The sequence below is a fragment of the Phytobacter cepae genome (assembly GCF_054165735.1).
Genome location: NZ_CM135107.1, coordinates 4481146 through 4506066 on the forward strand (window position 1 = coordinate 4481146; position 24921 = coordinate 4506066).

The 24921-nt window shown below is 55.9% G+C and carries 16 protein-coding genes; 13 read left to right on the forward strand and 3 right to left on the reverse strand.

Annotation, left to right across the window (positions count from 1 at the left end; translation table 11 throughout):
- Positions 1-70 precede the first annotated feature (70 nt).
- Positions 71-1489: an aminotransferase-like domain-containing protein gene (locus ACUY4Q_RS21055; RefSeq protein WP_458044616.1), complete on the forward strand. Its 1419-nt coding sequence runs from the start codon at positions 71-73 to the stop codon at positions 1487-1489.
- A 45-nt stretch (positions 1490-1534) separates the two neighbouring features.
- Here the strand turns inward: ACUY4Q_RS21055 and foxA are convergent, their stop codons facing one another.
- On the reverse strand, positions 1535-3637 hold the full coding sequence (gene foxA, locus ACUY4Q_RS21060) for a ferrioxamine B receptor FoxA (protein ID WP_458044617.1): 2103 nt from the start codon (positions 3635-3637) through the stop codon (positions 1535-1537).
- A 173-nt stretch (positions 3638-3810) separates the two neighbouring features.
- Positions 3811-4767 (reverse strand): helix-turn-helix transcriptional regulator, encoded by a 957-nt coding sequence (locus tag ACUY4Q_RS21065; protein ID WP_458044618.1) that lies wholly within the window; start codon positions 4765-4767, stop codon positions 3811-3813.
- Positions 4768-5734: 967 nt separating this feature from the next.
- Here ACUY4Q_RS21065 and ACUY4Q_RS21070 point away from each other — a divergent pair.
- From ACUY4Q_RS21070 to mtr, 8 genes are all read left to right on the forward strand, one after another.
- On the forward strand, positions 5735-6310 hold the full coding sequence (locus ACUY4Q_RS21070) for a TetR/AcrR family transcriptional regulator (RefSeq protein ID WP_458044619.1): 576 nt from the start codon (positions 5735-5737) through the stop codon (positions 6308-6310).
- 149 nt (positions 6311-6459) lie between these two features.
- Entirely contained in the window at positions 6460-7581 is a 1122-nt protein-coding gene (locus ACUY4Q_RS21075) for an efflux RND transporter periplasmic adaptor subunit (protein ID WP_458044620.1), read from the forward strand.
- Complete coding sequence (locus ACUY4Q_RS21080; protein ID WP_458044621.1) at positions 7581-10688, forward strand: efflux RND transporter permease subunit; 3108 nt, start codon at positions 7581-7583, stop codon at positions 10686-10688. The genes ACUY4Q_RS21075 and ACUY4Q_RS21080 overlap by 1 nt, the downstream gene beginning before the upstream one ends.
- A gap of 2 nt (positions 10689-10690) precedes the next feature.
- Entirely contained in the window at positions 10691-12055 is a 1365-nt protein-coding gene (locus ACUY4Q_RS21085; RefSeq protein WP_458044622.1) for an efflux transporter outer membrane subunit, read from the forward strand.
- A gap of 510 nt (positions 12056-12565) precedes the next feature.
- Positions 12566-13726 (forward strand): multidrug effflux MFS transporter, encoded by a 1161-nt coding sequence (locus ACUY4Q_RS21090; RefSeq protein WP_458044623.1) that lies wholly within the window; start codon positions 12566-12568, stop codon positions 13724-13726.
- Between the two features lie 140 nt (positions 13727-13866).
- Complete coding sequence (gene tnaC, locus ACUY4Q_RS21095; protein ID WP_458044624.1) at positions 13867-13962, forward strand: tryptophanase leader peptide; 96 nt, start codon at positions 13867-13869, stop codon at positions 13960-13962.
- Positions 13963-14086: 124 nt separating this feature from the next.
- Positions 14087-15475: a tryptophanase gene (tnaA, locus tag ACUY4Q_RS21100; RefSeq protein WP_458044625.1), complete on the forward strand. Its 1389-nt coding sequence runs from the start codon at positions 14087-14089 to the stop codon at positions 15473-15475.
- A gap of 254 nt (positions 15476-15729) precedes the next feature.
- Positions 15730-16974, forward strand: coding sequence for a tryptophan permease (gene mtr, locus ACUY4Q_RS21105; protein ID WP_458044626.1), 1245 nt, complete (start codon positions 15730-15732; stop codon positions 16972-16974).
- A 541-nt stretch (positions 16975-17515) separates the two neighbouring features.
- Here mtr and ACUY4Q_RS21110 read toward each other — a convergent pair.
- Positions 17516-18637: a ribosomal protein uL16 3-hydroxylase gene (locus ACUY4Q_RS21110; RefSeq protein ID WP_458044627.1), complete on the reverse strand. Its 1122-nt coding sequence runs from the start codon at positions 18635-18637 to the stop codon at positions 17516-17518.
- 136 nt (positions 18638-18773) lie between these two features.
- Here ACUY4Q_RS21110 and ACUY4Q_RS21115 point away from each other — a divergent pair, with 136 nt between their 5' ends.
- From ACUY4Q_RS21115 to ACUY4Q_RS21130, 4 genes are all read left to right on the forward strand, one after another.
- Positions 18774-19346, forward strand: a complete 573-nt coding sequence (locus ACUY4Q_RS21115) for a DUF1349 domain-containing protein (protein ID WP_458044628.1) — start codon at positions 18774-18776, stop codon at positions 19344-19346.
- Positions 19347-19594: 248 nt separating this feature from the next.
- Positions 19595-21151 (forward strand): Hint domain-containing protein, encoded by a 1557-nt coding sequence (locus ACUY4Q_RS21120; RefSeq protein ID WP_458044629.1) that lies wholly within the window; start codon positions 19595-19597, stop codon positions 21149-21151.
- 1 nt (position 21152) lies between these two features.
- On the forward strand, positions 21153-22670 hold the full coding sequence (locus ACUY4Q_RS21125; protein ID WP_458044630.1) for a hypothetical protein: 1518 nt from the start codon (positions 21153-21155) through the stop codon (positions 22668-22670).
- Between the two features lie 177 nt (positions 22671-22847).
- Positions 22848-24917: a site-specific DNA-methyltransferase gene (locus tag ACUY4Q_RS21130; protein ID WP_458044631.1), complete on the forward strand. Its 2070-nt coding sequence runs from the start codon at positions 22848-22850 to the stop codon at positions 24915-24917.
- Positions 24918-24921: the final 4 nt, after the last annotated feature.

The window sequence follows — 24921 nt, forward strand, 5'->3', positions numbered from 1 at the left end:
TCTGAAAGGCAAGATCAGGGCGATTCTGTACTGGTTTTGAAATCTGTATGGTGGGTATTGGGGATACAGCATGACGCGTTATGAGAATCTGGCGACGCTTTTGGCCGAGCGTATTGAACAAGGGTTGTATCGCCACGGTGAGAAGCTTCCCTCGGTGCGCAATCTCAGCCAGGAGCATGGCGTGAGCATCAGCACCGTGCAACAGGCCTATCAGGTACTGGAAAACCTTCAGCTTATTCGCCCCCAACCGCGTTCCGGCTATTTTGTTGCCCCACGCAAAGCGCAGCCGCCCGTGCCCGCCATGTCGCGCCCGGTGCAGCGCCCGGTAGAAGTGACCCAGTGGGACGAAGTGCTGACGCTGCTGGATGCCCGTAGCGATCGTGAGATCGTGAACTTTGGCGGCGGGTCGCCGGATGTCACCCAACCGACTTTAAAACCCCTCTGGCGCGAGATGAGCCGCCTGGCGCAACATCATGTTCACGATGTGCTGAGCTACGACCCGCTGGCCGGGCAACGCGAGCTGCGAACCCAAATTTCCCGTCTGATGCTCGACAGCGGATCGTCAGTCGAACCCGACGACATCGTGATTACCAATGGTTGCCATGGCGCGCTGGCCCTGGCGCTACTGGCGGTCTGTAAACCGGGCGATATTGTCGCCGTCGAATCGCCGTCATTTTACGGCACCATGCAGTTGCTACGCGGGTTCGATATTAAAGCCATTGAGATCCCAACCGATCCGGAAACCGGGATCAGCGTTGAAGCGCTGGAAATGGCGCTGGAACAGTGGCCAATCAAGGGGGTGATCCTGGTCCCCAACTGTAATAACCCGCTGGGTTTTATCATGCCGGAAGCGCGCAAGAAGGCGGTGCTGGCCCTCGCCCAGCGTCACGATATTGTGATTTTTGAAGACGATATCTATGGCGAACTGGCGACGGAATACCCTCGTCCGCGCACCATTAAATCTTTCGACATTGATGGCCGGGTGCTGCTGTGCAGCTCATTTACCAAATCAGTCGCACCGGGTCTGCGGGTTGGCTGGATCATTCCAGGGCGCTATCGTGACCGCGTACTGCATATGAAATATGCCGCCATCGGCACCAACGTTCCCTCCACGCAGCTGGCCATGGCGGCCTTTATCCGCGATGGTCATTATCACCGCCATGTCAGGCGCATGCGCCAGATTTATCAGCAGCATCTGGAAACTTACACCTGTTGGGTGCGCCAGTATTTTCCTTGTGAGATCTGCGTTACGCGCCCACAGGGGGGCTTTATGTTATGGATAGAACTGCCGGAGACGGTGGATATGCTTTGTGTGTCGCGCCAGCTATGCCGCCTGAAGCTGCAAATTGCCCCCGGCTCGCTGTTTTCCGCGTCCGGTAAGTACCGCAACTGCCTGCGCATTAACTGCGCGATGCCGCTGAGCGATAAGAACCGTGAGTCGATTCAAAAGGTTGGGGAAGCGGTGCATATTGCCATGGAGGAGGGGTGAGGTGTGAGGGAGAAAACATGCCCGGCACACCGCCGGGCATCTTCATCAGAATGAGTAAGACACACTACCTACAATGCTGCGCTCAGCGCCAAAGTAGCAATAAGACAACGAGTTACAGGCTGCTACATAGCTCTTATCGGTCACGTTATTCACGTTAACCTGCGCGCTCAGCCCTTTCAGACCCACATTGCTCAGGTCGTAGCCCACCACCATATCCATCAGCGTATAAGACGGCAGCGTATGGGTGTTCTGACGATCGGAAGTAATGCCGTTCACATAGCGCACGCCGGAACCCACGGTCAGACCGTTCAGCGGACCGCTCTTCACATCGTAGCTCAGCCAGGCGCTGGCCTGATTACGCGGTGCATAGACGGCACGCTTGCCCTGCTCTTCCGGGCTGCTCTTTTTGTAGCGAATATCGGTATAGGTATAAGCCGCCTGCAGACGGACGTTCTCCGTCAATTGACCCACGGCTTCCAGTTCCACACCCTCAGACTCAATTTCACCAATCGAGCGGTACGGGTCGGTCGGCTCTTCTTTGGTGGCAATATTTTCCTGATTGATGCGGAACACGGACGCGCTGTACATCGCCTGCATGCCTTCCGGCTCATACTTCAGTCCGGCTTCCCACTGCTTGCCCTTCATCGGCTGGAGGATTTTGCCGTACTCATCGGTAAAACTGGTCGGCGTGAAGGCGGTGGAGTAGCTCACATACGGGGCAATCCCGTTGTCGAACAGGTACAGCAGTGCCGCACGGCTGCTGAAGTGGCCTTTGTCCAGCGTGTCGCTGGTGTCGTTCAGCTTGTTGACGTTGGTGACTTTCACCTGGTCATGGCGACCGCCGAGGGTTAAGCGCCAGTTGTCGAGTGACATCTGATCCTGCACATAGATACCGGTCTGCTCCAGCTTGTGCTTCTCGCGGCTGTACATGGTGATGTAGTCCGGGTCAGCGCCGTAGACAGGATGGAAGGCATCAATCGCCGGGAAGCCGCCGTAGTAACCGGTGGTGTTGTTGCTGCGACGTTGGTAATCCACGCCCAGCAGCACACGGTGGTTCACAATCCCGGTTTCGATGTTGCCGTCGACCTGGTTGTCCAGGGTCAGCGCATTCATCTTCTCATCGGAACCGGAGTAGCCGCGGTTCAGCTCAGTGTCGTTCAACCAGCCCGCCGCATACACCTGATTCAGGTTAACTTTGGTCTGCAGATAGCGCAGCTTCTGACGCACCGACCAGCCGCTTTCAAAGGCGTGCTCAAAGTTGTAGCCCACCATGTTTTCACGGCGATCGTAGTTGTCGTAATCGTCTTCGCCTTCAAAGAAGGTGTTAGAGATTTTTTTACCCGCGTGCGGGACCACGGTGCCTTCATATGGCAGGCCGGAGTGGCTGCCGCCCTCTGGATCACGATGCAGATAGGCCATCACATCGAGGCGCGTCCTGTCGGTAATGCGCCAGGTGAGGCTCGGCATGATCGCATAACGTTCTTCTTTAAGATGGTCAAACTGGGAGTCCGCATAGCGGGTCATCCCGCTCAGGCGCACCGCAACGCGATCATCATCATCAACCGGGCCGGTTACATCAAACGCGGCGCCGCGCTGGTTATTGTTGCCAGCAAACAGTTTGACCTGACCGCCTGGGTCAAAAGACGGTTTGCGCGAGTTCAGCGCCACAATGCCGCCGGGAGATGAGCGACCGTACAGCACCGAGGCCGGGCCACGCACCACTTCCACGCTGTCGAGGAACCAGGGGTCAACCACCAGCGAACTGTGGGAGTTGGTGTCGCCCATCATTTTCAGGCCGTCAAGATAGATGTTATCCAGGCTGCCATCGGAGAAACCACGCATCACAATGTAATCAAAGCGGTTAGATGCGCCAATCTGGTTAGCATAAACACCCGGCGTGTAGGTCACGGCCTGGCGGACGCTGGTCGCGCCCTGCTCTTCAAACTGCTGGCGCGTCACGATGGAAACAGACTGCGGCGTTTCGATATCCGGCGTTTCCAGCTTGGTTGCGCCACTCTGCATTTGCGAGGTCACTACCAGCGTGTCGTTTTTTGGCGAAGCGGTTGAGGTCTCCTCAGCGTAAGCCATCAGGCTCATTCCCCCGGTCACACAACCTATCATCAGCGCCAGCCGCGTTTTTGCGAACATGTAAATCTCCAGAAGCCGTTATTATTGTAAATAAGAATTATTACCCTTTTGAACGCGGCAATAGCTATGCGCAATGCCAGGACGCGTATGCGTGATGCCAAAGTGCATCACAACAGGGGAACTTTGGTCTACAAGGCGGGTAAAAGCGGCGAAATACCCGATAAAGTGCCGGGTTAACTGGCCTGCCGGACATCGCTGGGGGCCATGCCGTAACGGCGGCGAAATGCCGTGGAGAAGTTGGTCGCGTGCTGATAACCCGACATCCAGGCCGCCTGCTGCACGCTGTAACCCTGCGCGAGGTAGCGCCGCGCCTGCTCAAGCCGGCAATCGCGCAGGTAATCAAACACCGAATGGCCGTAGGCCTGGCGGAACTTCACCCGCAGACTGCTACTGCTCATCGCCGCCAGTTGGGCAAGTTCGGTGAGGGTGTACTCTTTTTCGGGCTGCTGTTCCAGCATACGACGCACCGTCTCCAGCCGACGATGTTCGCTGACGGGAGAAGTATGGCGGGCGACGTGGTTTTCCAGACGGTGCGCAAGGCCGTGGCCCAGCAGTTGCAGCATCACGCCCTCGATCATCAACTGCCGTGACAGCCCAGGCACGCCAGACTGCTGAGTATGCTGTAAACCTGACAGCAAAAAGCCTGGCACCTGCCACAAAAACGTGGGTGCGCCGCCGTTTTCCCACTGTTGCAACAGCGCCGTCAGAAGCGGGGACTGCCAGCAATTTTGCGGATCTACGCCCAGGGAGAACGTACGCAAATGGTGGTCAGCGAGATGGCTGGCGTTCATCACCTGTTGCTCGCCAAGCCGGGAGGTAAACGCCATACCGGAACGCACCACAAACTCCTGCCCGCCCACGCGCAGCATCACGCTACCTTCGAGCACCACCAGCATATAGAGCGGGCAGCTGTGCAGTGATGTGGTTTCATAAGGTTGCAGTACGCGAATGTCTGAGCAGGTCAGATTAAGGCCAGAAGAGAGCGCGATCTCCTCCACCTCGCCCTGAATGACAATGTGTTTTTCTTTGCTGACATCACGGGTCAGGGGCAGCGAAGGGAAGCGATAATCGATGCCGTAGCGTTCGCCAAACACAATAAAGTCTTCTACGGAAAAGTGTTTTTTTTGCATAGCGGGCAACCGTGACGATCCTGTTCTGCGTCCCGGCAGGAACGCACTGTAACGCGCGTTACACCTTACCATTGGCGCGAAAGCGCGGCAATAATATTGAGAACTATTCTCACCTCCAAAAACAACGCGATCGTTCCCCTCGCCACGTTGGCGGGCGCGATCCAATCATGTTAGGTTTTACAGCGGTAACATCGCGCAATGGGAACAAAGTGAACGGAATGCCCCTTTAAGCTACATTTCCCCCTCACCCTAACCCTCTCCCGAGGGGCGAGGGAATCGTTTAGTGCAGTTTATCAGTACCTTGCTCCCTCACGATTCGCAGCAATAACTTTGCTTAAGTAAGAATAAAACCGTCATCGCGATGACTGGGTCCGGCTGAAAATCGACGAAGCGTATCCGTAAGGCCGGGGCGACGCGCAGGGATGCGCGGCGAGGGCGACTTTACACGGACGTTACCTGCGCACGTCCCCGATAAGCCTGAAGGAATATGCGTAGTGGACCGCGCCAGCGGCGATTTTCCTGGCCGGGAGCCCGGGTCGCCAGGGTGGTGGCGGTGAACCACCCTGGCACGTTCACAGGTTCTGGCGTTATAGAAAAGCAAGGAACATAAGGTGAACGGAATGACCAACAGAGCCGCATGTTTCCCCTCACCCTTGCCCTCTCCCCAAAGAGGAGAGGGGACTGTCCGTGCTCGTATTATTTTGTGGGAATCTCTCTTTGATTTGCCACTCCAGAAAATAAATAATAAAAGTGTGGATATTAATACCGCCCCCAATAATGTCCCTCACACGACCAGAAATATATTTCCTTTATTCCCGCGTAACCCTCTTCATTATTTCTCCACAATATGGACTTTTGTAAATCCATATTATCTCCTCAGAAAAAGATTCCCCCTTCCGGCAAAATTCATATATTCTTACGGTCAATGAGAATGATCACTCTCAAAACTTATTCGCCCGGAGCCGACATGCAACCCAAAGCCACACAGCAAGAACGCCACCAGATCCGTCAGGACGAAATCATCACTGCCGCCCGGCACTGCTTTCGCGCCAGCGGCTTCCATGCGGCCAGCATGTCGCAAATCGCGCTTGAAGCGCAGCTCAGCGTCGGGCAAATCTATCGCTACTTCACCAGCAAAGACGCCATCATCGAAGAGATGATCCGCCGCATCATCGACTCTCGCATCGCTGAGATGGAAGGTAAAACCCAGACGCAGCACCTGGCACAGGTGCTGGCATGGCGGCAAACGCTGAGCCAGGACGACGATGCACTGATGCTGGAAGTGGCCGCCGAAGCGACGCGTAATCCCCGTGTCGCGGCGATGATGGAAGAAGCAGACACCCGAATGTATGAAACCGCCTGCGCCCATCTGAAAAAAACGCACCCACACCTTGATGATGACCGCGTACGTTGCGGCGTGGAGATCATGGCAACCCTGATGGAAGGCACCATGTTTCGCAGTCTGACGCCGCAAAAATGCGATCCGACACAACTACACCAGATGTATCAGGACATAATGCAAATGCTGTTTGCTGAAAAATAACCTTAATTAAATAAATTACAGGCGGTGCTTAACACCGCCCGTCATCATTTCCGCTCATGCGGAAGTGGCGGCATGCTATTGCCAAAATAAAACGTCATCCGCCTTTGATTTATCAACGGGCAGGCCTTTTACACGCCGGGAAAAATATAATGAAGTTAATAACAACCACCGTTGTGGCCTTATTCGCGCTAACCGGCTGCGACAATGCCACACCACCTGCACAACAACCTACGGCTGCGGAAGTCGGCGTCGTCACGCTCCAGAGCCAACCGCTTTCCATCGTCAGTACCCTGACCGGGCGCACCGCCGCGTCCCTCACGGCTGAAGTTCGCCCTCAGGTCGGCGGCATCATCCAAAAGCGCCTGTTTACCGAAGGCGACACGGTAAAAGCCGGACAGGCGCTCTACCAGATTGATCCTGCCAGCTACCGTGCCACCTTCGATGAAGCCGACGCCTCACTGAAGCAGGCACAATCGCTGGTGGAATCCGATTGTCAGAAAGCGCGCCGTTACGCGCTTCTGGTGAAGGACAACGGCGTGTCGCAACAGGATGCTGACGATGCGAAATCCACCTGTGCACAGGACCGCGCCAGTGTCAGCGCCAAACAGGCCGCGCGCGAAAGCGCCCGCATCAACCTCAACTGGACCACCGTGACCTCGCCGATCGCCGGACGCATTGGCATTTCATCCGTCACTCCCGGCGCACTGGTCACTGCCGAACAAACCACCGCGCTGGCGACCGTGCGCGGCCTCGACACCATGTATGTCGACCTGACCCGCACCAGCGCCGACCTGCTGCGTCTGCGTAAACAGGCACTCGCCAGTAACGACAGTACCCTGAGCGTCACCTTAACGCTGGAAGATGGCAGCACCTACAGCGAAACCGGCAAACTGGCTCTCACCGAAGTCGCCGTGGATGAAGCGACCGGTTCCGTCACCCTACGCGCCGTCTTCCCTAACCCGCATCAGCAACTGCTTCCGGGCATGTTTGTCCGCGCCCGCGTCAATGAAGGCGTGATGGATGATGCCATTCTCGCGCCGCAGCAGGGCATCACCCGCGACAACAAAGGCAACGCCACAGCACTCGTGGTCACCAAAGAGAACAAAGTTGAGCAGCGCAGCGTGGAAACCAGCGACACCTACGGGGATAAATGGCTGGTGCTCAAAGGCCTGCAAAGCGGTGACAAGCTGATTGTGGAAGGCACCGACAAAGTCGCGCCGGGCACACAGGTTAAGGCCGTGGAAATGCAGAAAGCGGGAGGCAACGCCTGATGTTCTCCAGCTTCTTCGTGCGTCGCCCAGTCTTTGCCTGGGTGATCGCCATTCTGATTATGATGGCAGGCGTGCTGGCTATCCGCACGCTGCCCATCGCCCAGTACCCGGATGTGGCGCCGCCGTCGGTCAAAATCAGCGCCACCTACACCGGTGCGTCGGCCCAAACCCTGGAAAACAGCGTGACCCAGGTGATTGAGCAACAGCTTACCGGTCTTGATAACCTGCTCTACTTCACCTCCACCAGCAGCTCCGACGGCCAGGTGAGCATCACCGTGACCTTCGCCCAGGGCACCGACCCGGACACCGCCCAGGTTCAGGTGCAGAACAAAGTGCAGCAGGCAGAATCCCGCCTGCCCTCCGAAGTGACGCAGTCCGGCGTGACGGTGGTGAAATCCCAGAGCAGCTTCCTGTTGATCATGGCGCTGTATGACACCACCGATCGCGCCAGCAGCTCTGACATCGCCGACTGGCTGGTCAGTAACGTGCAGGACCCGCTCGCCCGCGTGAGCGGCGTGGGAAGCCTGCAGGTGTTCGGTGCCGAATACGCGATGCGCATCTGGATGGACCCGGACAAGCTGGCCTCGTTCTCGTTGATGCCCTCGGACGTGCAGTCGGCGATTGAAGCGCAGAATGTACAGGTCTCTGCCGGTAAAATCGGTGCGCTGCCCGCGTCCAACAGCCAGCAGTTAACCGCCACGGTGCGCGCTCAGTCGCGCCTGCAAACCGTCGAGCAGTTCCGCAATATCATCATTAAAAGCGAAACCAACGGTGCCGTGGTACGTGTGGGTGACGTCGCCCGTGTAGAAATGGGCAGTGAAGACTATTCGGCGATGGCGAAGCTGAACGGCCACCCGGCTGCCGGTCTGGCGGTGATGCTGGCCCCCGGTGCGAACGCGCTGGATACCGCCACCCTGGTGAAAGACAAAATCGCCGAGTTCCGCCACAGCATGCCGCAGGGTTATGACATCGCTTACCCGAAGGACAGCACCGACTTCATCAAGATTTCCATTGAAGATGTAGTGCAAACGCTGATTGAGGCCATCGTGCTGGTGGTCTGCGTGATGTATCTGTTCCTGCAAAACGTGCGTGCGACCCTGATTCCGGCGATGGCGGTTCCGGTGGTGTTGCTCGGAACCTTTGGCGTGCTGGCGCTGTTTGGCTACTCCATCAACACGCTGACGCTGTTTGCAATGGTGCTGGCCATCGGCCTGCTGGTGGATGACGCCATCGTGGTGGTGGAAAACGTCGAGCGTATTATGCGCGACGAAGGGCTCCCCGCCCGCGAAGCCACCGAGAAATCAATGGGAGAAATCTCCGGCGCACTGGTGGCGATTGCGCTGGTGCTCTCCGCCGTGTTCCTGCCAATGGCTTTCTTCGGCGGTTCGACCGGGGTGATTTACCGTCAGTTCTCGGTCACCATCATCTCCGCCATGACGCTCTCCGTCGTGGTCGCCCTGACGCTGACCCCTGCGCTTTGTGGCACGGTGATGCGGCACAGCACGCCGCATAAGAAAGGCTTCTTCGGCGCGTTCAACCGCTTTTACAACCGTACGGAAAAACAATACGAACACCGGGTTCTGCACGTATTGCGTCGCGCCTTTACGATGATGGCGACCTGGGGGGTGCTCTGTGCGGCGATGGCCTTTGTCATGTGGCGACTGCCCGGCAGTTTCCTGCCGACCGAAGACCAGGGTTCGATCATGGTGCAGTTCACCCTGCCCGCCGGGGCGACCGCACCACGTACCGAAGCGGTTGCCAGCAAAGTGACCGACTGGTTCCTCAATGAAGAAAAAGCCAATACCGACGCGATTTTCACCGTCACCGGTTTTAGCTTCAGCGGCAGCGGGCAGAACGCCGGAATGGCCTTCGTCTCCCTGAAAAACTGGTCCGAGCGTAAGGGGGATGAAAACACCGCGCAGGCGATTGCGCTTCGGGCAAGCCAGCAGCTCGGTAGCATTCGCGACGCCAGCATTTTTGCCATGACGCCACCGTCGGTGGACGGGCTGGGGCAGAGTAATGGCTTTACCTTCGAGCTGTTGGCAAGCGGCGGCACCGATCGCGATGCCCTGCTTAAGCTGCGTAATCAGCTGATTGGTGAGGCCAGCAAAAGCGATGCGTTGCAGGCCGTGCGTGCCAACGACCTGCCGCAAATGCCACAGTTGCAGGTGGATATCGACAGCAATAAAGCCGTGGCGCTCGGCCTGTCGCTAAGCGAGGTCAGCAATACCCTCTCCAGCGCCTGGGGCGGCACCTACGTCAACGACTTTATCGACAGAGGTCGTGTGAAAAAGGTCTACATCCAGGGCGACAGCGAATTCCGCGCGGCCCCGTCGGATCTGAAAAAATGGTACGTGCGCGGCAGCGACGACAGCATGACGCCGTTCTCCGCCTTTGCGACGACCCATTGGGAGTATGGCCCGGAAAGCCTGGTGCGTTACAACGGTTCCGCCGCCTATGAAATTCAGGGAGAAAACGCCAGCGGCTTCAGCTCCGGCGCCGCAATGAGCAAAATGGAAAGCCTCGCCGATAGCCTACCCGCCGGCAGCACATGGGCGTGGAGCGGTCTGTCACTGCAGGAAAAACTCGCCAGCGGTCAGGCCATGAGTCTGTATGCCCTGTCGATTATGGTGGTGTTCCTCTGCCTGGCGGCGCTCTATGAGAGCTGGTCGGTGCCGCTGTCGGTGATTCTGGTTATCCCGCTGGGCCTGCTCGGTGCCGCGCTGGCGGCCTGGATGCGAGACCTTAATAACGACGTCTACTTCCAGGTGGCACTGTTGACTACCATCGGGCTGTCGTCGAAAAACGCCATCCTGATCGTTGAATTTGCCGAGGCCGCCGTGCAAGAGGGCCACTCGCTGGGCCGCGCTGCCCTGCGTGCCGCCCGCACCCGCCTGCGCCCGATCATGATGACCTCGCTGGCGTTTATCGCCGGGGTACTGCCGCTGGCAATTGCGACCGGGGCGGGGGCCAACAGCCGCGTCGCCATCGGTACCGGCATCATCGGCGGGACGCTGTCCGCGACGCTGCTCGCCATCTTCTTTGTGCCACTTTTCTTCGTGCTGGTGAAACGTCTCTTCGCCGGTAAACGCCAACGCCAGGGGTAATTATGTTTCGTATTAGTGTGTTAGTGCTTGCTCTCCTGAGTGCGGGCTGTGTGTCTCTCGACCCGACGTATCAACGTCCCGCATCGCCGGTTCCTGCCACCCTGCCCGGCAGCAGCAGCCAGGCGCAGGCGGTGGCAACCGACTGGAAGCAGGTGGTCAACGACAGCCGCCTGCAGCAGGTAGTGAGTCTGTCGCTCAAACAGAACCGCGATGTGCAAAAGGCGATTGCGGATATCGATTCTGCCCGTGCGCTTTACGGTGAGCAGCGCGCCGCACTGTTCCCGACGCTGAATGCCGAGCTCGGCAGCACCCGCAGCCGGACGGTCGCCGGTGGCATTACCTCAAGCGCCGAGGCCAGCGGGGCCGTATCAAGCTTCGAGCTGGATCTGTTTGGTCGTAACCAGAGCCTGACCCGCGCCGAGCGGGAAACCTGGCTTGCCAGTGAATTTACCGCGCAGAACACCCGGCTGACGCTGGTCGGGGAGATCACCACCGCGTGGCTGACCCTCGCCGCAGATAACAGCAATCTGGCGCTGGCCCGGCAAACCCAGACCAGCGCGCAAAACTCGCTGAAGATTGTGCAGCGCCGTCAAGAGATTGGCGTGGCGGCGGCAACGGACGTCAGCGAAGCGATGGCGGTGTATCAGCAGGCCCGCGCCAGCGTCGCCAGTTACCAGACTCAGGTAGCGCAGGATATCAACGCACTGAATCTGCTGGCAGGCGACACCGTGGCGCAAAACCTGCTGCCCGGTACGCTGGAGAGCCTCGGTAGCAACAGCATCAGGCTGACGCCTGCCGGGGTCTCCTCCTCGGTGCTGCTACGCCGCCCGGATATCCAGGAAGCGGAACACAATCTGCTGAGCGCGAACGCCAATATTGGCGCAGCACGGGCCAACTTCTTCCCGTCGATTTCGCTGACCACCAGTGCAGGCGTCGGCAGCAGCGCGCTCTCCTCGCTGTTTGACCACGGCATGAAGGTCTGGTCATTTGCACCGTCTATTTCCCTGCCGCTGTTTACCGGGGGCAGTAATCTGGCGCAGTTGCGTTATGCCGAGGAGCAGAAAAAGGGGCTGATTGCGACCTACGAGAAGACCATTCAGAGCGCCTTTAAGGACGTAGCCGATGCGCTGGCCCGCCGCCAGACGCTGGATGAGCAACTGGACGCCCAGCGCGAGTACGTTGCTGCCGAGCAGAAAACGCTGGATATCGCTCAGCGCCAGTACCAGGCCGGCACCGGGGATTATCTGTCGGTGCTGACCGCGCAGCGCTCGCTGTGGTCCGCACAGGAGGGGCTGATTGCGTTGCAACAGACGGACCTGGAAAACCGCGTGACCCTGTGGCAGTCGCTGGGCGGTGGCGTGGGATAATGCCCCTCCCTTGAGGGCTGAGGGATCCCCACAAAAAATGCGTGCACGAGCGGTCCCCTCTCCCTTGAGGGAGAGGGTTAGGGTGAGGGGGAAAATGCAGCTCTGATGGCCATTCCGTTCACCTTATGTTCCTTGCTTTTCTATAACGCAAGAACCCGTGAACGTGCCAGGGTGGTTCACCGCCACCACCCTGGCGACCCGGGCTCCCGGCCGGGAAAATCGCCGCTGACGCGGTCCACGCAGCTTCTCCTTCAGGCTTATCGGGGACGGGCGAAGGTAACGTCCGTGTAAAATCGCCCTCGCCGCGCATCCCTGCGCGTCGCCCCGGCCTTGCGGATACGCTTCGTCGATTTTCAGCCGGACCCAGTCATCGCGGTGACTGCTGTGTTCTCATGGCGCAGTGTTATCGCTGTAAAACATAATATTACTGGGGATCACTCAGCCCTTGAGGGTGGGGGGAAGCAGCCTGCACCAACGCTAAATTCGTCACTCATAACAACGAGAAACATCATGCAAAGATTACCCATTTCTTACGTACTGGTACTCGGGCTCCTCACAGCAACGGGCCCCCTCTGTACCGATCTTTACCTGCCGGCGCTGCCTGACATGACCCGACAGATGAGCACCACCACCTCGCTGACCCAGCTCTCCCTGACCGCATCGTTAATCGGCCTCGGTCTCGGGCAGTTGTTCTTCGGCCCCCTCAGCGACAAATTCGGCCGTAAGCGGCCACTGCTGCTGTCACTGGTGCTGTTTATCGTCTCTTCGGTGCTCTGCGCCACCACCAACGATATCTATCTGCTGATTTTATGGCGCTTTATGCAGGGCTTTGCCGGGGCGGGCGGCTCGGTGCTGTCGCGTTCTATCGCCAGGGATAAATACTCCGGCACCCAGCTCACGCGTTTTTTTGCCCTGTTAATGACGGTCAACGGCATCGCCCCGGTTGTCTCTCCCGTACTCGGCGGCTACATCGCTCAGACCTTCCACTGGCGCGCGCTGTTCTGGACGATGGCGCTGGCGGGAGGCATCTTATTCCTGCTCAGCCTGACGCTGATTAAAGAGACGCGTCAGCCGCAAAGCACGCCGCAGAGTCTGCTCATCACGACCCGTGCGGTACTGAAAAATCGGGCATTCCTGGGATTCTGTTTCGTGCAGGCGTTTATGCTGGCGGGACTGTTCGCTTACATCGGCGCATCGTCGTACGTGTTGCAGAACGAATACGGCATGAGTCCGATGCAGTTCAGCCTGCTGTTCGGCATTAACGGCACTGGACTGATTATCTCTGCGCTGATCTTCTCCTCCCTTGCCCATCGGGTTGCTCAGGAGACGCTACTTAAGCGCGGTCTGATCCTGGCGCTGTTGACGGCGCTCACAACCCTGGGTTTTGCCCTGGCGGGGGCTGACTGGCTCGCGCTGGTGGGGCTGTTCTTCACCGTCGCCTTCAGCAGCGGCGTGTGCACACTGTCAGGCTCGGCGGCAATGAACAGTGTAGAAGCGCGTTGCTCAGGCACCGCATCCGCTCTGCTTGGCATGCTGATGTTTGTGTTTGGTGGTATAGCCGCCCCACTGTCAGGCCTCGGCGGTGAAGCCATGTGGAAAATGACCCTTGCCATTGTGATGGCCTACGGCGCGGCGCTGGTGGTTTACGTCCTCGCCCGCCGGAAAGCTTAAGCCTTTTTCCCATAAAGCGTGTTCGTCTTCAAACTTTCATGCCCCACATCGTCGTGAGTAAACTATTTGTGAGGTTAATCGCGGATATTATTTCAATTCACACTATTTTTATTACACCCGTAACGTCTGAGGACGATGTAATGAAATACAGATTGATTTACCGCCTCATTGCTCAGGGCGGTCTCAACGCCTGGTATAATCTCGACCCTCGCATCACTGACGACTTTCCTCGTTAATTCTCCGCTGCCCGTTATTCATTAAAAAAATCAAACTCAACACGACGTTGAGCGATATTTTTTGCGCGCTTTATACCGCCGGAAATATCGTGACGTCGCACGGCATGCTATTGGAGAAATAAAGATGAAACGTATCCCTGAACCTTTCCGCATTAAGATGGTTGAGAATATCCGCATGACCACCTGGGACGATCGTGTCAAAGCGCTGGCCGAGGCCGGATATAACCCGTTCCTGCTCAACAGCGAAGATGTTTATATCGACCTGCTGACCGACTCCGGCACCGGGGCGATGAGCGACCGCCAGTGGGCGGGGCTGATGATGGGCGATGAAGCCTACGCAGGTTCACGTAACTACCAGAATTTATGCGCAAAAGTGAAGGAGATTATCGGGTACCCGTTCACTATTCCTACCCACCAGGGGCGCGGCGCTGAACAGATCCTTTTCCCGTCGCTGATTGCCCGCTGCAAATCGAAAAAGCCGGTATTTATCTCTAACTTCCACTTCGATACCACCGCCGCCCACGTCGAACTGAACGGGGCGAAGGCCATCAACGTGGTGACGCCAAAAGCGTTCGACACCACCTCGTGGTACGACTGGAAAGGCAACTTTGATATCGACCAGCTAAAAGCGACCATTGCCGAGCATGGCGCTGAGAACGTGGCGGCCATCGTCACCACCGTGACCTGCAACAGTTCAGGCGGCCAGCCGATTTCGCTGGCGAACATGCGTGAGGTTTACCAGATCGCGAAAAGTCATAAGATTCCAGTGGTTATCGATTCTGCCCGTTTCTGTGAAAACGCCTGGTTTATCAAGCAGCGTGAAGAGGGCTGCGCGGATCGCTCCATCAAAGAGATCATCCGCGAGATGTACACCTACGGCGACATGCTCACCATGTCGGCGAAGAAAGATCCGCTGGTGAACATTGGCGGGCTGTGCTGCTTCCGCGACGATGAAGACTTGTTTAACGAAGTGCGCATCCGCTGCGTGCCAATGGAAGGCTTCGTGACCTATGGCGGCCTGGCGGGGCGCGATATGGAAGCGATGGCTATTGGTCTGGAAGAAGGCACGAATGAAGATTACCTCACCTACCGTATTGCGCAGGTGGAGTATCTTGGCGAGCGTCTGCGTGAAGGCGGCATTCCGATTCAGTACCCGACCGGGGGGCACGCGGTATTTGTCGATGCGAAACTGCTGCTGCCACACATTCCGGCCGAGCAGTTCCCGGCGCACGCTCTTAACAACGAACTCTATCTGGAAGCGGGGATTCGTAGCGTGGAGATTGGCTCTCTGCTGCTGGGTCGTGACCCGACCACCGGGCTGCAAAAACCGTCACCGATGGAGCTGCTGCGCCTGACCATTCCGCGCCGCGTCTACACCAACGACCATATGGACTATATCGCTGACTCGCTGATTGCCGTGAAGAAGCGTGCCTCGTCCATTAAAGGGCTGACCTTTACCTATGAACCGCCGGTGCTGCGCCACTTTGTGGCTCGTCTGAAACCGGTGGAATAACGTCCCTTCTGACGCGCCTGCAATGGGCGCGTCTTTCCAATATTGATCATCATGAAATGTGAATCTATTAACGCTGCATTTTAACCGCAGCGTTAATTATGATGTGCTGAAACACAAAATTATTCGAGTTGCATCGAGGCGGCAAGCGATGACATGCCAGGAGCATAGTGAACTATGTGACTGGGATTTCGTCGCGTAGCCAACAAAGAGGCAGTTTGAAGAATGAAGTGTAAGCCACGCGAGGAAAACGCATTATGGCTACCCTATCAGTAACAAATAAAGCCCCATCGCTCGTCGGCGGCGCGATGATTATTGGTGGTACTATTATTGGCGCAGGCATGTTTTCATTACCGGTTGTAATGTCTGGCTCCTGGTTTTTTTGGTCACTGCTCGCCTTAGTTTTCACCTGGTTTTGTATGCTGCATTCAGGGTTAATGATTCTGGAAGCTAACCTGAATTATCATATTGGTGCCAGTTTCGATACCACTACCAAAGATTTACTTGGCAACCGCTGGAATATCATTAATGGCCTGACGGTGGCCTTCGTTCTTTATATTTTGACTTACGCATATATTTCCGCCAGCGGTTCCGTTATTCATCATACCTTCTCGCAAATGAATATTAACTTCCCGGCACGCATAGGCGGGGGGTTATTTGCGTTAGTGGTCGCGTTTATTGTCTGGTTGAGCACTCGGGCGGTCAGCCGGATGACCACGATTGTGCTCGGTGCCAAAATCCTCACCTTCTTTATGAGCTTTGGCGGCTTGATCTGGCACGTGCAGCCTGCGGTGCTGTTTAACACCTCCGAAGTGAACCCCAGCTACTTCCCTTATATCATCATGACGCTGCCCTTCTGCCTGGCCTCTTTTGGTTATCACGGTAACGTGCCAAGCCTGATGAAATATTACGGCAAAGATCCGCTGACCATTCGCCGCTGTCTGCTGCTCGGCACCCTGATGGCGCTGATCCTTTACATCTTCTGGCTGGTCGGAACGATGGGCAATATCCCACGCCCGGCGTTTATCGATATCGCTGAGAAAGGCGGCAATATTGACGTGCTGGTGCAGGCGCTCAGCGGCGTGCTGAACAGCCGTGGTCTGGATCTGCTGCTGACGGTGTTCTCGAACTTTGCGGTCGCCAGTTCGTTCCTTGGCGTGACGCTGGGGCTGTTTGACTATCTGGCGGATCTGTTCAAGTTTGACGACAGTCCGAAAGGTCGCTTTAAGACCGCGCTGGTGACCTTCCTGCCACCGATGATCGGCGGGCTTGTGTGGCCGAATGGCTTTATCTATGCGATTGGTTTTGCGGGTCTGGCCGCCACCGTGTGGGCGGCGATTGTGCCCGCGCTGCTGGCGAGTGCGTCACGTCAGCGCTTTGGCAGCCCGCACTATCGGGTGTGGGGTGGTAAGGCGATGATCATTTTGATTCTGTGTTTCGGGGCAGGCAATGCGCTGATTCACGTGCTGTCGAGTTTTAATCTGCTGCCGGTTTACCGGTAGTGCCTCTCACCCTGACCTCTCGGTGTCGAGGTATCTTCACAAAAAAATGCGTGCACGAGCGGTCCCCTCGCCCCACTGGGGAGAGGGCTAGGGTGAGGGGAAGCATGCGGCTCTGGGGGTCATTCCGTTCACCTTATGTTCCTTGCTTTTCTATAGCGACAGAACCCGTGAACGTGCCAGGGTGGTTCACCGCCACCACCCTGGCGACCCGGGCTCCCGGCCAGGAAAATCGCCGCTGGCGCGGTCCACTCAGCGTATTCCTTCAGGCTTATCGGGGACGGGCGAAGGAAACATCCGTGTAAAGTCGCCCTCGCCGCGCATCCCTGCGCGTCGCCCCGGCCTTACGGATACGCTTCGTCGATTTTCAGCCGGACCCAATCATCGCTTTAACTGTTGTGTTCTCATGGCGCGGTGTTATCGCTGTAAAACCTGATATCCCTGGCTCCCCCTATCCGTGAGGGAGAGGGGATCGTCCGTGCTGGCATTTTTGTGGGGATGTCTCCGCCTCTTAGGGCCGAAGAGATCGATCGGGCACCTGTTCTTACTCGTCGAAATACCAGTAGCCCTGGTTCACCAGCCCGGTCAGCTCGGCGATGAAGGTCGGGTTGTTTAACGCCTCGCCCAATTCGTCTTTGCCAATGAGCAGATGACGGCACAGTGCTTCGGCGGCCTGTGGTGCGACGGTCTCAAAACGATCGCTGTTGACGAAGAAGCCGTCGCCGACCTGCAGCACGCGCAGGCCACCGAGACGGGTCAGCACCTCGCCGTCCATTAGCGCGTCCCGCACTTCCTGCGGCTCATACGGCGGCTCTGCCGGGGCAATGTCCAGCTCGTGGCGTGGTGTGGTAATAAAGCGGCCAAACCACTGTTTGAACGCTTCCGGCTGATTGATCATTTCGATCATCATGCCGCGCACGCGTTCCAGCTCGTAATCTTCTATCCGGCCCGGGTTTTCGCGGCTGACGAGGTCCGGGTCGGTGTAGTGATCGCCGCCGAGATCGTTATCGACCACATAGTCGGCAAAGCTGCTGATCAGGTCACGACCGTTGGGCCCACGGAAGCCGATGGAGTAATTAAAGGCGGTTTCATGAGTGATGCCGTCGTGTGGGAATCCTGGTGGGATATAGAGAATGTCGCCCGGTTCAAGATCCTCATCAATGATCGGCGTAAACGGCTCAACGTGCAGCAGCGCCGGATGCGGGCAGAACTCCTTCAGCGGCAGTTTATCGCCCACGCGCCAGCGGCGGCTGCCCATCCCCTGAATGATGAATACATCATACCAGTCAATATGTGGCCCCACCCCGCCGCCCGGCACGGAGAAAGAGATCATCAGGTCATCAAAGCGCCATTCCGGGATCGCACGGAACGGTTTCACCAGCTCAGCAGAGGGGACATGCCAGTGATTAACCGCCTGCGCCAGCAGTGACCAGCCGGTTTCGCCCAGCCCGTCAAAATGCTCGAACGGGCCGTTACTGGCCTGCCATTCGCCATTGAAACGGCTGACGAGGCGGCTGTCGACTTCCGGCTCCATCGCCAGTCCCGCCAGTTCATCTGGCGTAATAGGATCGACAAAGTTCGCGAACGCGTTTTTCAATACAACCGGCTTTTTCTGCCAGTATTTCTCTAAAAATTCAGGCCAGTTAAGGTTTAGTTGGTAAGCCATGTGGTCACACCCGTGGAAAGATAAGCGGCGGTGATTATGCGAGGGATCGGCAGAGGTTACTTTGTCGGGGGTCAAGGGAGGGGCGTGCGCTACACTCTATCCAACACGTTCAGCGTAACGGATAAGGAGAAGATCAATGCAGCCTGCTTTTAAATGGATCAACGAACCCGCCCACTGGCATTCTGAAAACGGTGCACTCTCGGTGGTGACGGACGCGCGCACCGATTTCTGGCGTAAAACCTGGTACGGCTTCGAACGTTTTTCCGGCCATATCTACGCCACGGAGATCGCCGACGATTTTACTTTTCAGGTCAAGGTGTGCGCAGATTTTAGCACCCTGTACGACCAGGCAGGCATTATGCTGGTGAAGGACGACCAGCACTGGCTGAAAGCGGGGATTGAATTTAATGATGGCGCGCCGGCTATCGGCAGCGTGCTCACTCTCTCTCATTCAGACTGGGCGACGGGCCTCTTTCAGGGTAATGCCCGCGAGTTCTGGCTGCGGCTGACGCGCAAAGGGGATGCCTTACGTCTGCAATATTCCGCCGATGGCAAACAGTGGCCGCTGCTTCGCCTCTGCCCGTTCCCTGAAGGGGCGGTACAGGTGGGCGTCATGTGCTGCACGCCGGAGCGCCAGGGTCTGGAAGTGACCTTCCTTGATATGTCGCTCACGCCGCCGCTCGAAAAGGATCTGCACGATTTGAGCTAAGCCGGGCTACCGTGGTGAATGTCATGCAACCGATGGTTTGATTTATTCACGAGAGTTATAGAACTCAGGCATATGAATAATTAAACCAATTTCATTCACCATATAAATAAATATTAATGTGATGTATGTCATCATATTATTCCTTTAGTTTGTTACCGTAACCATTCATTTATTCCCCGTCAGAATAATAACGTTTTTTGCTGATTTAATTCAGCGGATATTACACACGCAAAAACAAGGTGGTTGCCATGTCGTCATTAAAAAACATGATGGAAGAAATGGACATAAATATTCATACTTTGCAAAACTGTCTTAATAATACATTGAGAGTCAAACCCAAAGAAGGCCCCTGCACTGACGCTGTTAATAATCTGTTTTCAATGGATAAAACGGAATTAACGCTTAATGAAATTGAAACGCCCGCCCCTTTTCACTTCTATGACTACGTCGACATTGACATATTTTCCTGGCAGAGAGGCGCTGATACGCTGCAACTCGATGTTTATGCTTCATTTAATATAGAACAATGCGAGATGCGATTTATCGCACACTTCCTCGACCAGCATACGCAGAAACACTATGCAGACGTTGAATTAAATGCCGCCACTCACGCCTCGGTATTTACCTCCCGCAATAATATTTCGCTTGCCGACACCTTAGGCAGTGTTGAAATGGATAACGTCGCGGTCATCGTTGAATGCAAAATTCTCGATTTCCTGGGCCGTACGACCCATTTGCTGATGCTGAAAAAGCTTGATATTTCAGAGGTGCTGTTCGCTGCGAATAACGTTGAGCTTTCCCCCCTCTACACCCATATCTATCCGAAAAAAGAACAGATTACCGTCGTCTTTGGTGATGCTATTACCGGGAAGCTGCCTGCCACCTATCACCACGACATGAATAACATCGTTATCTCTCTTCGCCGGGCGCCAGAGCAATCCGGTGACAGTGACTACGTTTGCAACTACAACAGCCGTGATTACTATCCGTATCTTGCTATTCCCGCGAAGGGCGTTATTCAGTTAGGCCGCAGTGTGCAAATTACTGCCGTGCGTAACCGCATGGCCCATCTCGAAAAGATCAGCAGCGGCGGTGTCGCCCCCATTACGGCACAGAAATTTGTCAGTGACATTATTGATAAAGGGACGCTGCAATTTGAGCTGCAAACCAACTGGGAAACGCTGTTAAAACAGACCGGGCAATTAGTGCCCCAGAGCTATAACTTCACGCTCAGTTTTGAGGTCGATTACCAGCTCCCCGCCGGGAAGCCGCAGACGCTCAAATTTACCCTCTCCAGTAAGGCGATGGAACGCATCAGAAGCGGAGAACGCATTCAGGAACCGATGCTGCCGCTGAAAATTATGTGGGGCTGTTTAGCGGCAGATACGCGGGTGACGATGGCTGATGGTCAGACAAAACGCATCGCTGACATACGCATTGGCGACAAGGTGCTCAGCGGCAAAGAGAGTAAAGCCGCCACGGTGGAAAACATCTGGCGGGGCGTGGAAGAGAATCTCATCTGTATCGAAACAGAGAATGGCATGACCCTTAAAGCGACGGGCGAACACCCGGTGATCGTCCGCAAAGAGAGTGGAATGGGCTACAAACGCGCGCAATCACTGCTGCCAGGCGATCGCCTCTATTGCACCCACCTGACCGTCAGCGAGTGGACAGGCGCCAGGTTTGTCTATGTTACGCCATACAACGACATCGTTTATAACCTGTCACTTGATAATCCTGACGGCTTTTACGCGAATGGCATCCTTGTCGGCGACATGAACAATCAAAACGACGGGGGGTTCTGAAATGAAATGCGCGACGTCATGGGCTGAATATCAGGCCGCTATTGCGGAGATAAAAACGCAGGATCGTAAGACATGGTTCAGCCGGGATCAGGCTGTATTAACGCCCAAAGAGAAGAAATTAAATGACTACATGCAGGCAAAACGCCAGGAATTAATCGGCGAGCGTAAATACATTTACGATGCCTATTCACCTTCTTTAATGTTTCATTTGGCTAAGCAGGATATTGAGCATAATCACCTGTTTGATATTTTCAAAAAGATGCCGCAAGGCGGAAATTTGCATATTCATACCGGAGCCGCCTGGAACACCGAGGCGTTTACCGATATGCTCGCCATCGACCCGAATGTGTATGTTTTTTGGGACCCGGATGCCGGTATTCGCCCCGACTGGCCCAACGGTAAGCTCTTTTATTTAACTCAAAAACCGGCGCACAAAAAATTCTACAATTACCACGACATTGCTGAATTCGACTCCACGCCTTTTGTTGAATCAAAACGGATGCTCACCTTCATTGACCGCCGCGTTGATGATATTGAGTATATCTGGGATGGCTTTAACGATTACTTTATAGCCGTATCGTCGATCCTTAAAGTTCGCGCTGTCTACAAGAAATACTACGTTGCCGCCTTTAAGCATCAGTACCACGCGGGCAATGATTATATTGAAATTCGGGCAGGGGTTCCCGAATTAGTGGACAACAACGATGGCGAGATTGCCAGGGTTGCGCCACCTAAAATACCGTACAACGCCACGCCGCCGGAGGCACTGACGCTGTTAAAAGAAGCCTGGCTTATTGCCAGAAACGAAGGCTGCCCGGATTTAACCGTCAAAGCCATTGTTGCCCCCAGTCGGCGTACAGGTATTAGTCACGACGCAGATATCAAAGAAGCCGTTGAGATCCTGAAAAATATCCCAGCCTGGCAAGCGGCGTTAAGAAACGAGGATGGCAGTGAGTTTGTGATCGGCTTTGATCTGGTCAGTGAGGAGGATACCAACCACAAAACCGACGATTACGCGAAAGCCATTATCGAAGCCAACAGCGGCGTGGATTTCTATTTCCACGATGGTGAAAGCAACTGGGCGGATAACGACAACGTCCATTCGGCCTGGGCACTGGGTACTAAACGCATCGGTCATGGCATTAACCTGTACAACTTTCCCACGCTGATGAAAAAGATCCGCGACGAGAAAATCTGCCTGGAAATCTGCCCAATCAGCAACCAGATGCTGCGCTACACCAAAGATTTACGCATCCATCCCATCGCGCAATTTATGCAGCAGGACGTGCAGTGCACGATTTGCTCTGACGATCCGCAGATCTTTGAAACCGCCGGGCTGACCTGGGATCTGTGGGAGGTGTATCACGGTGCGATGATCGACCTGCGCGATATCAAGCAACTGATTGAAAACTCCTATCGTTTCAGCGCCATGAACGAGACCGAGAAGGCGAAAAAACTGGCGGCCTGGGCGGTTAAGTGGAACCAGTTTATCGATGAGATCCAGCCACAACTGATCTGACTCCCCTCTTCACCCCGTTTCGCCTGGAGCCCACATCATGGGCTCCTTTTAATGCCCCTCGATAAGGGATTCCCCCTTCTTACCCTGCCCCGCAAGGTAGGCGGCCCGGCCTTTTTTTTGTATCATCGCCCCTGCCTTTTTGACCCTCAATGGAACGTCGCTTCGGAGTCACCGTGAATGCTTAAAGATTTACTGAAACAGAATGAATCCATTACGCCCAACAGCGCCTTTCTGAATGAACTGCACGCGAAGCTGCCTGAGTTTTTCACCCCGGACGAATACGATGAGAATGGCAACCTGCTAGCCAAAGGCACCTTTGACCTGGCGAAGTTTCAGTACGCGCTCAGAGAACGCAACATTGAGGAGTTAAGCAGCGGTTACCAGCTTGATTTCATTGGCAAAGATTACGCAAAAAAACAGGCCGGTGAGAAATCCGCTACCGTGATTGTGCCGGACAGCGAACACAACGCGCAGCCAGAAAACAGCGCCAGCCAGAACCTGTTCCTCACCGGCGACAACCTTGAGGTGTTGCGCCACCTGCAGAACAACTACCACAACGCCGTCGACATCATCTATATCGACCCGCCGTACAACACCGGCTCCGACGGCTTTGTCTACCCGGACACCTTTGAGTACAGCGACCAGGCGCTGCAGGCGATGTTCGGCTTGAACGATCAGGAGCTGACCCGGCTGAAATCCATTCAGGGTAAAGCGACCCACGCCGCCTGGCTGACCTTTATGTACCCGCGCCTGTGGCTGGCAAAACGGGTGCTGCGTGAGTCCGGCGTCATCTTTATTCACATTGACGAGAACGAGCACGCCAACCTCAAGCTGCTGTGCAATGAGATTTTTGGCGAGGCCAATGATTTGGGCGAAATCGTCTGGGATAAACGCAATCCCAAAGGCGATGCCACCGGCATTTCTCAGCAGCACGAAGTGATTCTGGCGTACTGTAAAAACAGTGAAGCCTTTAAAGCGGTCAACAGCCTGAAGCGGCCGAAAGAGAATGCCGCCCGCATGCTGGAGAAAGTCGACTCTTTAATTAAAAAACACAACGGCATCACCGACGCGGTGCGCAAAGAATATAAAGAGTGGATCGCCCAGCAAAACTTCAGCGGCGGCGAAAAGGCCTATAACCAGATTGACGATAACGGCGATATTTTCCGTCCGGTTTCGATGGCGTGGCCGAATAAGAAAAAAGCGCCGGATGATTATTTCATTCCGCTGATCCACCCGGTAACCGGCAAGCCCTGCCCGTTGCCGGAACGCGGCTGGCGTAACCCGTCCGCCACCATGAAAGAGCTGCAGGAAAAAGGGCTGATTCTGTTTGGCAAAGATGACACCACGCAGCCGAACCGTAAGTACATTCTCAAAGAGAATATGTACGAGAACGTGCCGTCACTGTTCTATTTTGGCGGCAGCGACGACACCCTGCTCTCCGCACTGGATATTCACTTCGATAACCCGAAACCGGTGAGCCTGGTAAAACGGATGCTCAACTCGATTCAGGGCATTGAGAACGGCGTGGTGCTGGACTTCTTCGCCGGTTCCGGCACCACGGCACATGCGGTGCTGGAGCTGAATGCCGAGACCGGCAGCACGCACAGCTTTATTACCGTGCAACTGGCGGAGCCTATCCGCGAAGATAATGCCGCCCGCGCGCTGGGCTTCACCTCCATTGACCAGATGAGCCGTGAACGTATTAAACGCGCGGCCCGCAAAATCCGTGCAGAAATACCGGATACCGAGACGGATCTTGGCTTTAAACATTATCGTTTCGTCACCCCGGTGCAGCAGACGCTGGATGATCTGGACAGCTTCGATATCGCCACCGGCAATTTCATGACCACCAGCGGCCAGTTGACGGCCTTTAGTGAGTCCGGCTTCGACAATATGATTACGCCGTTTTCAGCAAGCGCGCTGGGGCTTTCCGGCAACACCGCCGGGGAAGAGACGATCCTCACCACCTGGCTGGTCGCCGACGGCTACAAGCTGGACGTCGATGCGCAAAAGCTAGCGTTCGCGGACTACACCGCCACGTATGTGGACGGCACGCGCCTCTATTTAATCGAAGAGAAATGGCGCGCGGCGCAAACCCGCGCGCTGCTGAACCAGATTGGCACCCATCAACTGGCGGTGCAGACGGTGGTGGTTTACGGCTATTCGTTTGACCTCGAATCCCTGCGCGAACTGGAACTGGGCTTAAAACAGCTCGACCAGAAAGTGAACCTGGTGAAGCGTTACTGAGGCG

What these genes read in the sequence shown, in the direction of transcription:
- ACUY4Q_RS21055 (WP_458044616.1), top strand. Translation starts at nt 71, where the DNA reads ATGACGCGTTATGAGAATCTGGCGACGCTTTTGGCCGAGCGTATTGAA.
- foxA (WP_458044617.1), bottom strand. Translation starts at nt 3,637, where the DNA reads ATGTTCGCAAAAACGCGGCTGGCGCTGATGATAGGTTGTGTGACCGGG.
- ACUY4Q_RS21065 (WP_458044618.1), bottom strand. Translation starts at nt 4,767, where the DNA reads ATGCAAAAAAAACACTTTTCCGTAGAAGACTTTATTGTGTTTGGCGAA.
- ACUY4Q_RS21070 (WP_458044619.1), top strand. Translation starts at nt 5,735, where the DNA reads ATGCAACCCAAAGCCACACAGCAAGAACGCCACCAGATCCGTCAGGAC.
- ACUY4Q_RS21075 (WP_458044620.1), top strand. Translation starts at nt 6,460, where the DNA reads ATGAAGTTAATAACAACCACCGTTGTGGCCTTATTCGCGCTAACCGGC.
- ACUY4Q_RS21080 (WP_458044621.1), top strand. Translation starts at nt 7,581, where the DNA reads ATGTTCTCCAGCTTCTTCGTGCGTCGCCCAGTCTTTGCCTGGGTGATC.
- ACUY4Q_RS21085 (WP_458044622.1), top strand. Translation starts at nt 10,691, where the DNA reads ATGTTTCGTATTAGTGTGTTAGTGCTTGCTCTCCTGAGTGCGGGCTGT.
- ACUY4Q_RS21090 (WP_458044623.1), top strand. Translation starts at nt 12,566, where the DNA reads ATGCAAAGATTACCCATTTCTTACGTACTGGTACTCGGGCTCCTCACA.
- tnaC (WP_458044624.1), top strand. Translation starts at nt 13,867, where the DNA reads ATGAAATACAGATTGATTTACCGCCTCATTGCTCAGGGCGGTCTCAAC.
- tnaA (WP_458044625.1), top strand. Translation starts at nt 14,087, where the DNA reads ATGAAACGTATCCCTGAACCTTTCCGCATTAAGATGGTTGAGAATATC.
- mtr (WP_458044626.1), top strand. Translation starts at nt 15,730, where the DNA reads ATGGCTACCCTATCAGTAACAAATAAAGCCCCATCGCTCGTCGGCGGC.
- ACUY4Q_RS21110 (WP_458044627.1), bottom strand. Translation starts at nt 18,637, where the DNA reads ATGGCTTACCAACTAAACCTTAACTGGCCTGAATTTTTAGAGAAATAC.
- ACUY4Q_RS21115 (WP_458044628.1), top strand. Translation starts at nt 18,774, where the DNA reads ATGCAGCCTGCTTTTAAATGGATCAACGAACCCGCCCACTGGCATTCT.
- ACUY4Q_RS21120 (WP_458044629.1), top strand. Translation starts at nt 19,595, where the DNA reads ATGTCGTCATTAAAAAACATGATGGAAGAAATGGACATAAATATTCAT.
- ACUY4Q_RS21125 (WP_458044630.1), top strand. Translation starts at nt 21,153, where the DNA reads ATGAAATGCGCGACGTCATGGGCTGAATATCAGGCCGCTATTGCGGAG.
- ACUY4Q_RS21130 (WP_458044631.1), top strand. Translation starts at nt 22,848, where the DNA reads ATGCTTAAAGATTTACTGAAACAGAATGAATCCATTACGCCCAACAGC.